Genomic DNA, 9,405 nt, shown 5'->3' with positions numbered 1-9,405 from the left:
CGGGCGGGTACCCTCGGGACGTCCCCCGATCGTGCTCCAGAGGACGGAACCGCCCGCATGGCTCAGCCGGTCCGCGCGCTCCTCGCGTCGTCGGCGGTCCGCTACCTCCTCGTGGGCGGGCTCAGCCTCGTCGTCGACGTGGGGCTGCTGACCCTCCTCTACGAGGTGGTCGGCACGCCCCTGTGGCTGGCCACCCTCGTGGGGTTCTGGACGAGCGTCGTCGTCAACTTCCTGCTGCAGCGCGCCGCCTTCCGGTCCGGCGCCGGCCTGGCGGGCAGCGCCTGGCGCTACGGCGTGCTCCTGGGCGCCAACACGGTGGTGACCGTCCTCGTCGTCGACGGGGCCGAGGCGGCCGGCCTCGGCTACGCGCCCGGCAAGCTCGCCGCCGTCGCCCTGACGACCGTCTGGAACTTCTTCCTCTACCGCGGCTGGGTGTTCCCCGCCGCCCCCTCGTCCCTGCCCGTGGCCGGCACCGCGCCCGCGTCCGCGCCGCTCGAGGACGACCCGCAGCGAGAGGTGCGCGCGTGAGCGACCCGTCGACCGGGCGCGCCCGCGCCCTCGTCATCATGCCGGCGTGGAACGAGCAGGAGGCCCTGCCCGGCACGCTCGCGGAGGTCTTCGCCCACGCCGGGGACGTGGACGTGCTCGTCGTGGACGACGGCTCCGACGACGACACCGCCAGTGTGGCGGCCGCCGCCGGCGCCACGGTCCTGCGGATGCCCTACAACACGGGGGTCGGCGGCGCGATGCGCGCAGGCTTCAAGTACGCCCAGCGGCACGGGTACGGCGCCGCGATCCAGGTCGACGCCGACGGGCAGCACGACCCGCGGGAGATCGCCGTGGTGCTCGCGGGTCTGCACGAGGCCGACGTCGTCATCGGGGCGCGCTTCGCCGACAAGGGCGCCTACGCCGTCCGCGGCCCGCGCCGGTGGGCGATGCAGCTCCTCGCCGGGACGATGTCGCGCATCGGTCGGACCCGGCTGACCGACCCGACCTCGGGGTTCCGGGCCGCCAACGTCGCCGCGATCGACCTCTACGCCCGCCACTACCCGGCGGAGTACCTCGGCGACACGGTCGAGTCCCTCGTCATCGCGATCCGCTCCGGCCTGCGGGTGCAGCAGGTCCCGGTGGAGATGCGGCCGCGCCAGGGCGGTCGGCCGAGCCACGCGCCCTGGAAGGCGGCGGTCTACCTCGTGCGGGCGGTGTTCGCCCTCGGCCTCGCGCTCGTGCGCCGCTGGCCCGCCGTCCCGCCCCACGCCCCCGTGGTGGCCGCTCCCGAGGGGGTCCGCCCGTGACCGTCCAGCTGCTCGCGCTCCTCACCGCCCTCGTGATCGTCGTCGGGATCCTCGAGATGGTCCGGCGCCGGGAGCTGCGCGAGAAGTACGCCGCCCTCTGGGTGGTGGTGGGCCTCGTCATCGTCCTGCTCGCCGCCTTCCCGGGGCTGCTCGCGCGGCTCGCGGACCTCATCGGGGTCGAGGTCCCGGCCAACCTCCTGTTCTTCCTCGCGCTGGTGCTCCTGCTCGCCGTGAGCGTGCACCTGTCGTGGGAGCTGTCGAAGACGGAGGAGGAGATGCGGGTCCTCGCCGAGGAGGTGGCGATCCTCCGCCTCGAGCTCGACCGCGTCCGGCTCCGCCTCGACGCGCCCCGGCCCGGGACGCCGTCGCCGGACGCGCGGCGGCCCGACGTGCCCGTGCAGGACCTGCCGCGGCCCGAGCCCGTGCGGCGCGACGAGGGCCGGGCGTGACGGACCCGGCCGTCTCGGCGCCGGCGGCCCGCCCCGGCCCCGTGGGCGACGGGCCCTCCGGCACCCCGCCGGCCGCTCCCGGGCAGGGCGGCGCGGGTGCCGCCCCCCGGGGCCGGCGGACCGCCCCGGGGGTCCCTCCCCGCGTGCGGCGCCACCTGCCCGCCGCGCTCGTGCTGCTGGGGTACGCGCTCCTCGTGCTCACGGGGACGACCACCTCGTCCATCGGGATCGGCCACCTGCGCCAGGACCCCGCGGCCCCCCTCGGCACCCAGGTCGGCGACCCGAGCTGGATCCGTTCCGACGAGTACAACGCCTTCACGCCGATCGACCTGTCCATCATGGCGACGGGCGGGGCACCCACGCTGAGCGCTCTGGGCGAGCGTGCCGACGTGGTGCACCGCTTCCCGTCGGACGGGCCCCTCGAGACGCTCGTGTACTTCGACGCGACGCTCCTGCGCGCCGCGACCGTCCTGCCGGACGCGATGGTCTTCGCCGCGCACTGGTGGCTGCCGGTCGTGGTGCTCCTGCTCGCGCTCCCGCGGTGGTTCCGCCAGACCGGGCACTCCGGGCGGCTGGGCTGGCTCGCCGGCCTGCTGGTCGTGCTCTCCCCGAGCGTCGCCTGGTGGTCGATGCAGCCGGTGCAGCTGCTCGCCTGGACGGTGGCGGGCTCGTCGCTGCTGCTCACGGCCGCGGAGCGGTGGGCGCAGGGGTCGCGGGTGCTCGCCGCCCTCGCCGCCGCGGGCTCCGGCCTCCTGCTGGCCGGGCTGCCGTCGGCGTACATCCCCTGGGCGCTCGTCCTCGGGCTGCCCGTGCTCGTGGCCTCCGTGCTGCACGTGCTCACCGCGCCCGGCCGGACCTGGGCCACCCGCGTGGTCCCGGTCGCGGCCGCGGGCCTCGTGGCCGCGGTGCTCGGGCTCGGCACGCTCTGGGAGAACCGGGCAGGGCTCCAGGCGCTGCTCGGCACGGTCTACCCGGGCTCGCGGCGCTCCGCGGGCGAGGCCCAGCCCCTCGGCATGCTCCTCGGCGCGCCCGGGCTCGGGGCGCTGCAGGACGGCGACCCGGTCGGCACGAACGCCAGCGAGCTGTCCAGCTCCTTCACGGTCGCCTTCGTGTGGGCGCTCGTCCTCCTGGCCGGCGGGGCCGCCGCCTCCCTCCGGCTGCGCCGCGAGGCGCTGCCGGCGGTCGTCGTCGGCGTGTCGGGCCTCGCCCTCCTCGCGTGGTGCACCGTGTCCACGGGCACCCCGGGCGAGCACGTCCCGCTGCTGAACCGCATCACCGCGCCGCGCGCGGCGCAGGTGGTCGGCGTGCTCGGGGTGCTGCTCGTCGCGATGCTCCTCTCGCGGCTGCCCCGGCCCTCCTGGGCCCTCGCGGGCCTGTCGGCCCTCGCGTGCGGGGGTGTGACCGCCTACGCCGTCTCGTCCCTGCGGGCGACCTCGCTGCCGCAGACCTCCCTGGCCGGCGTCGCCCTCGCGGCGCTGGGCGTCGCCGTCGTCGTCCTCGCCGTCTCCCGGGCACCGCACCGCACCTGGCCCGTGGTCCTCGCGGCCGCCCTCGCCCTCGTGCCCGTCGCGCGGGCGAACCCCGTCCTCGTCGGTCTGGGCGACCTGCGCGCCAGCTCCTCCGCCCGGTACCTCGCGCAGGCCGGGGACGCGGCGCGCGCCGCCGGGCAGGTGTGGGCCTCGGACTCCGTCGCGATCGACGTGGTCATGCTCGCCAACGGCGTGCCGTCGCTCTCGGGCCTCCAGCGCAGCGGGCCCGACCGGCAGCAGTGGGAGCGCCTGGACCCGTCGGGCACCTTCAGGTCCTCCTGGAACCGGGGCGGGGGCTACCTGCCCTTCGCCTTCCGCGAGGGCGGCCCGCTCGAGATCACGGACAACGGCTTCGACTCGACGGTGGTGACCGTCGACCCGTGCGCCCTCGCGGCGACCTTCCCGGAGCTCTCGCACGTGGTGAGCGGCCAGGCCTTCACCGGCCCCTGCCTCACGGCCGAGCGGACGCTCCTCTGGGGCGGCGTCGAGCACACGGTCTACCGGGTCGGCTGACCCGGCCGGCCGTCGCGGGCACCGGCCCCTCAGCCCACCACGACGGGACGGGGCGTCCCCATCGCGGCCCACTCGGCGTACGACAGCGGCTTGTTCACCGTCGGGCCGGCGTACCAGATCGTCGCGCTGCCGCGCGGCTGGTAGACGGTGTCGCCCGGGAAGCGGGCGGCCACGGTCGGCGCGGGGAAGTCGTAGGCCGCCCACTGCGCGTAGGTGACCGGGGTCCCGCGGCCCCCGGCGACGTCCGTCATGTACCCGATGGACTCGTTCCAGCTCAGGCGGATGAAGCCCTCGTTCGTCCGCGTCGTCGGGGCCGGGCTGCCCATGGCGGACCACTCGCCGTGGGTGAGCCGGTGGTGCACGCCGCCGGGGTCCACCACGAAGAGGTCGACGCCGGTGCCCCAGCGGTAGACGGACGCGCCCGGGACGACGGGTGAGACCTCCGGCGCGGGGCGGCCCGCACGGGCCCACTGCTCGCCGGTGAGCGCGGCCGTCAGCGGGGCCGCACCGGGCACCGTCGTGCTCGCGACGACCGTGCCCGACCAGGGGAGACGGAGGAAGCGCGTGGGTGCCGCGGCGGGCGCGGGGAAGCCCAGGGCCGACCACTCGGCGAAGGTCACGGGGGTGAGGACCCCGCCCCGGACCGTGGCGACCTGCCCCGACCACGGGACGGACCAGAACGTCACGGTCGCCGTGGGCGTGCTCGTCGAGGGGATCGTCGGGGACGGGGAGGCGGACGGCGACGGGGAGGCGGACGGGGACGCCGACGGGGAGGCGGACGGCGACGCCGACGGGGAGGCGGACGGGGACGCGGACGGGGAGGCCGTCGGGGACGGGGACGTCGACGGCGCGGCCGGGGAGGGAGACGGGGCGGCCGGGGAGGGCTGCGAGCCCGTGGCGCCGAGCGTCAGGGTCCCGACGGCGACCTCCTGCCCGAGCAACGCGGGCAGCGTGGCCGTGGCGGTCACGGTGCCGGCGGTGCAGGCCCACGAGGAGGTGTCGGGGGCCGGCGCCTCCACCCGCAGGGTGTAGGTGCCGTCGTCGAGGCCGCGCAGGACGAACCGGCCGTCCTCCCCCGTGACGGCGAGCCGGGCGCTCCGCGAGCCGTCGGGGGTGAGGGCCGTGACCCGCGCGCCGCCGACGCCCGCACCGGCGGCGTCCTCGACCTCGCCGACCGCCGTGCCGCCGCGGACCGGCGTGACGGGGGCCAGCGTGACGGCCGCACCGCCGCTCACCACGACGGGGCGGGCGGCCCCGGGCCCGCGCGACTCCGGCACGAAGCCGTCCGCGCCGACGTAGCCCGCGACCCAGGGGGTCTCGGCCTCGACCCGGTGCAGCCCGAGCAGGTAGGAGCCGTCGGCGAGCCCGTCGACGCGGAGGGACTGCTGCGTCCCCGTGGTCGTCGAGGTGGCCGTCCCCGGCGTGGCGGGGGCCGTGCCCGTGGGCGTGAGCGTCGTGACGGTCAGCGGGTCCTGCGCCAGGACCGTCACGGCGAGGGAGCCGACGGGCGCCGCGTCGGCACCCGCGGCGAAGACCACGCCGCCGACGAGCGTCACCAGGGCGCCCGCGGCCGCACCGGCCCAGCGGTGCCCCCGGGGGGTCGTCCGTGCCCGGTCTCGCATCATCCGTCTCCCTCTGCTCGCCCGGGCGCGCCACTCCTGCCGCGACCCGGCCCGTCCCCGGTCCTGTCGGCGGACCGGGGGCCGGCTTGACCGTCGGCGGGTCACGCCATCCGTTCGGACGAGCGCCGGCCGGGGCAGCGGGGGCGCCGGGGGCCCCGGGCCCACGGGTGCGGCGACGCGCACGGACCGGCGCGGCGACGGGCGGACGGGAGGGGGCCGGGTGGGGGGACGGGCGGCGGGAGGGGAGGGGGACGGGAGGGGGACCGCCCCTCAGGCGCCGTCGACGACGGTCCCGTCCGCCCGGCGCCAGAGCCGGTAGCCCGTCCGCCGGACGGCCTCCGGGAGCAGCCGGTAGACGCCGCGCACGACGACGTTGCGCACGAGCTGCGGCATCGTCGTGACGCCGGCGCGCCGCATCCGCGCCTGGAGGACGAGCTCGGAGCGCAGCAGGCGCAGCCCGCCCCGGCGTGCGTAGGCCCCCGCCCCGACGCGGTACAGCACGAGGGGCTCGGGCACGTTGGCCACCCGGGCGCCGGCGGCCACCATCCGCGCGAAGAGCCAGTAGTCCTCGAGGAGCGGGAGGTCCTGGTAGCCGCCGGCGGCGCGCACGGCGGAGCGCCGGTAGACGACGGAGGGGTGGTTGAAGGGGCTGTGCAGCCGGGCGTACCGCGCGATGGCCACGGCGTCGAGCGGCGGCACCCGGACCAGGCCCGGGGCCTCCTCCGTCGCGAACTCCTGGATCGCGGAGCCGACGAGGTCCAGGCCGGCCGCGACGAGCGGCACCTGGGCGGCGAACCGCCCCGGCCGGCTGACGTCGTCGGCGTCCGCCCGCGCGACCACGTCGTGCGCGCACACGGCGAGGCCGGCCTCCAGCGCCCGGGCCAGGCCGACGTTGCGCTCCAGGGGCACCCAGCGGACCGGCACGCCGAGCCCGCCCGCGCGCGCCCGGTCCAGGACGTCCGCGAGCGCCGGCCCCACCGGGCCGTCCTGCACGAGGACCACCTCGTCGGGGGGCAGCGTCTGCTCCGCGGTGCAGGAGCGCAGCGCCCGCGCCAGGTGCGCGGCGTCGTCCCCGGCGTAGACCGGCAGGAGCAGCGAGAAGGCGGGGTCGCTCACGCGCGTCCCCCGGGCCGGGCGAGGGCGCGCAGGTCCTCGTCGAGGCCGAGCCCGGCCAGCACCTCCGCCGTCGGGCGCGGCCCGTGGCGCAGGCCGTCCCGCAGGCCCCGCGCCCCGGCCCGCAGGAGGGTCGGGCGGTCCGACGACCGCCGCACGGTCCGCACCCAGCGGCGCAGGGTGGACCCGGCGTACAGCACCCGCTCGAGCGGGCGCAGCGCCGACGACCTGCCGAAGAGCCACAGCTTGTTGCGGACCTCGTAGGCGAAGCGCTCCCCCGGGTCGGCGTCCGTCGACCCGAACGTGCGGGTGCGGTGCTCCACCACGCTGCCCGGCACGAAGAGCCCCTCGGCGTCCCGCAGCAGGCGCGTCGTGAACTCGAAGTCGTCGTTCCAGATGAAGTAGTCGGCCACGGGCAGCCCGCGGGCCCGCACGGCGGCGCCGTCGACGAGCAGGGCGACGAAGGAGGCGGAGCGCACGGGCAGCGCCCCGGCGGCGGCGGCCCGGGCTCTCGTCGCGGCGTCGACGAGGGGGCGCTCGCGCGGGGTGTTCATCGGGTGGTCGCGCCCGTCCGTCCACACGGCGCGGCTCGCCCAGAGCACGGCTCGCCCCTGGTGCGCGGCCCGCGCGGCGAGCAGCCGCTCGAGGGCCCCGGGGGTGGGGACGGTGTCGTCGTCCATGAGCCAGACGAGGTCCGCGCCACGGGCCAGCGCCCGGGCCAGCCCGGCGGCGAAGCCCCCGGCACCGCCCGTGTTGCGGGCGAGCTCGAGGACCTCGGGCGCCAGGGCGTGAGCGCGGGCGACCTCCGCCGACCCGTCGCCGGACGCGTTGTCCACGACGACGACGAGGTCGGCGGGCCGGGTCTGCGCCGCGAGTCCGTCGAGCGCCGCGGCGAGCAGCACGGGACGCCGGTGGGACACGACGACGGCGGCGACCGTCGGCCGCGGCGGGGCCGACGGGTCGGGGGGAGCGCTCGGCACGGGGGCAGGCTACCGGGGCGCCGACGACGCCCCGCCGACGGCCGGGCAGGTGGGCAGTGGCGTGACGCGGCGGCGGGAGGGCGACGGGGAGGGCGACGAGGAAGGCGACGAGGACGGCGACGGTCTCCACAGGTCCTCCACCCGGTCACCCCCTCCGCTCCCCCGGGCGCCGCGGCGCATCTCCTAGCATCGAGCGCGTGACCTCCCGCCATGCCGCCGTGCGGCGTGCCCGCCCGACGCGGCACGCCCGGCGCCCGGCGCGCGCCGGCGTGCTCCACGGGCTCGCCCTCACGGCCACGGCCGTGCTCGCCTTCGGCGGGGCGGCCGCCGCCACGGCCTACGTGCAGCTGCAGGACAACATCACCTCCGCCGACGTGAGCGACCTCCTCGCCCCCGTGCCGACCGACGAGGCCGCGGCCCCCGCCGACCCCGACGACCCGAACGCCGGCCAGGACCTCAACATCCTCGTCATGGGGTCCGACGACCGCTCGGGCGAGAACGAGCAGGTGTCGGGCTACTACGTCGACGGCATGCGCTCGGACACGACGATCGTCGTGCACGTCTCGGCGGACCGCTCGCGCGTCGAGCTCGTCTCGATCCCCCGCGACTCCATGGTCCAGATCCCCGCCTGCACGATGACGAACGGCGTGACGACCCGCGCCCAGCGGGGCATGTTCAACTCGGCCTTCGCCCTCGGGGCGGACACGGGGGGCGACGTGCTGTCCGCCGCCGCGTGCACGATCAACACGGTGCAGCAGAACACCGGCCTGACGATCGACGACTGGGTGGTCGTCGACATGGCGGGGTTCGTGCGGATGGTCGACGCCCTCGGGGGCGTGACGATGTGCATCCCCGAGGACATCTCCTCGGAGAAGGCCAACAACCTCACCCTGACGGCGGGCGTGCAGACGCTCCCCGGGACGATCGCGCTCGACTTCGCCCGGGCCCGGACGGGCGAGGGCCTCGGCGACGGCTCCGACACCTCCCGCATCGGCCGCCAGCAGCAGCTCATCGCCGCGACGCTGAACCAGGTGCTGTCGAAGAACATGCTCACCGACGTCGGCCAGCTCATCTCCTTCTTCGACGCCGCGACGGAGTCCCTCACCATCGACGAGGGCCTGTCCTCGCTCACCGACCTCACGGGCCTGGCCTTCAGCCTCCGGGAGATCGGCGCGGAGGACATCACCCTGCTGACGATCCCCTGGGCGCCGGACCCGGCCGACCCCAACCGCGTGGTGTGGACCGACGAGGCCGACGCCGTGTGGGCGCGGCTCGTCGCGGACCAGCCCGCCGTCGTCGAGCCCGCGCCCGAGGCGCCGGCGGACCCGCAGAGCCCCGGCGCCACCGACGCGCCGGCGACGGACCCCGCCACCGACCCGGGCACCGGCACGGACCCCGGCACCGACCCGGCCGCCCCCACGCCGACGGAGACGAAGGAGGCCGGGCGCGAGGCCTTCACCGGTGCCGACGTGACGGCGGTGTGCGCGTGAGCGGGGACCGCCGCCCGCGCTCGCGCCTGCGCCGCCCCGGCCGCCCTCGGTGGCACGATCGCGGGATGACGTCCGCCCGAGGCCCGAGGGCGGCCCGCGCGTGAGCGGCGACCGCCGGCCGGGGCCCGATCCCGCGCCCGCCGGGCGCACGCCGCCGAGCTTCACCCCGGCACGCACCGCCGCGTCCCGTCCGACCGCGGGCCCGGGGCCCGCGGTGCGCGTGGGAACCGACGCCCCGGCGACGGGCGGCCCGACCACCGGTGGCCCGTCCACCGGCGGCCCGACCACGGCGGGCGCCGCAGCCGGCGCGACGCCCCGGCGCCCCCCGGCACCGCGCTCGGCCCGGTCGGGGGGCGGCGCCCCCGCCGCCCCGGTGCGCAGCGCCCGGTCGTCGTCGTCGACCGCCGCCCCGGC

8 protein-coding genes are annotated in these 9,405 nt (G+C 77.7%); 5 read left to right on the top strand and 3 right to left on the bottom strand.

The window, feature by feature from the left end; genetic code table 11:
* Positions 1-57 precede the first annotated feature (57 nt).
* From EJA20_RS17245 to EJA20_RS17230, 4 genes are all read left to right on the top strand, one after another.
* Positions 58-528: a GtrA family protein gene (locus EJA20_RS17245; RefSeq protein WP_129339762.1), complete on the top strand. Its 471-nt coding sequence runs from the start codon at positions 58-60 to the stop codon at positions 526-528.
* 38 nt (positions 529-566) lie between these two features.
* Positions 567-1,295, top strand: a complete 729-nt coding sequence (locus EJA20_RS17240; protein ID WP_129339763.1) for a glycosyltransferase family 2 protein — start codon at positions 567-569, stop codon at positions 1,293-1,295.
* Positions 1,292-1,744 (top strand): DUF2304 domain-containing protein, encoded by a 453-nt coding sequence (locus tag EJA20_RS17235; RefSeq protein WP_129339761.1) that lies wholly within the window; start codon positions 1,292-1,294, stop codon positions 1,742-1,744. Before EJA20_RS17240 ends, EJA20_RS17235 begins: the two co-directional genes overlap by 4 nt.
* 143 nt (positions 1,745-1,887) lie before the next feature.
* Positions 1,888-3,786, top strand: coding sequence for a DUF7657 domain-containing protein (locus tag EJA20_RS17230; protein WP_129339760.1), 1,899 nt, complete (start codon positions 1,888-1,890; stop codon positions 3,784-3,786).
* 29 nt (positions 3,787-3,815) lie between these two features.
* On the opposite strand, the gene EJA20_RS17225 is transcribed toward EJA20_RS17230, so the two are convergent.
* The 3 genes from EJA20_RS17225 to EJA20_RS17215 form a co-directional block, all read right to left on the bottom strand.
* Positions 3,816-5,411 (bottom strand): carboxypeptidase-like regulatory domain-containing protein, encoded by a 1,596-nt coding sequence (locus EJA20_RS17225; protein WP_129339759.1) that lies wholly within the window; start codon positions 5,409-5,411, stop codon positions 3,816-3,818.
* Positions 5,412-5,678: 267 nt separating this feature from the next.
* A complete protein-coding gene (locus EJA20_RS17220; protein WP_129339758.1) occupies positions 5,679-6,524 on the bottom strand; it encodes a glycosyltransferase in 846 nt (281 codons plus the stop codon).
* Positions 6,521-7,501 (bottom strand): glycosyltransferase, encoded by a 981-nt coding sequence (locus EJA20_RS17215; protein WP_129339757.1) that lies wholly within the window; start codon positions 7,499-7,501, stop codon positions 6,521-6,523. Before EJA20_RS17215 ends, EJA20_RS17220 begins: the two co-directional genes overlap by 4 nt.
* A gap of 197 nt (positions 7,502-7,698) precedes the next feature.
* On the opposite strand from EJA20_RS17215, the gene EJA20_RS17210 reads away from it, so the two are divergent.
* Complete coding sequence (locus EJA20_RS17210; protein ID WP_129339756.1) at positions 7,699-8,991, top strand: LCP family protein; 1,293 nt, start codon at positions 7,699-7,701, stop codon at positions 8,989-8,991.
* Positions 8,992-9,405: the final 414 nt, after the last annotated feature.

Source organism: Cellulomonas endophytica, from assembly GCF_004123805.1.
Lineage (GTDB): Bacteria > Actinomycetota > Actinomycetes > Actinomycetales > Cellulomonadaceae > Cellulomonas > Cellulomonas endophytica.
The sequence above is the reverse complement of the archived record's forward strand: the minus strand, read 5'-3'. Positions and strand labels throughout refer to the sequence as shown.

Coding starts and splice junctions, on each gene's coding strand:
- EJA20_RS17245 (WP_129339762.1), top strand. CDS start 58: ATGGCTCAGCCGGTCCGCGCGCTCCTCGCGTCGTCGGCGGTCCGCTAC.
- EJA20_RS17240 (WP_129339763.1), top strand. CDS start 567: ATGCCGGCGTGGAACGAGCAGGAGGCCCTGCCCGGCACGCTCGCGGAG.
- EJA20_RS17225 (WP_129339759.1), bottom strand. CDS start 5,411: ATGATGCGAGACCGGGCACGGACGACCCCCCGGGGGCACCGCTGGGCC.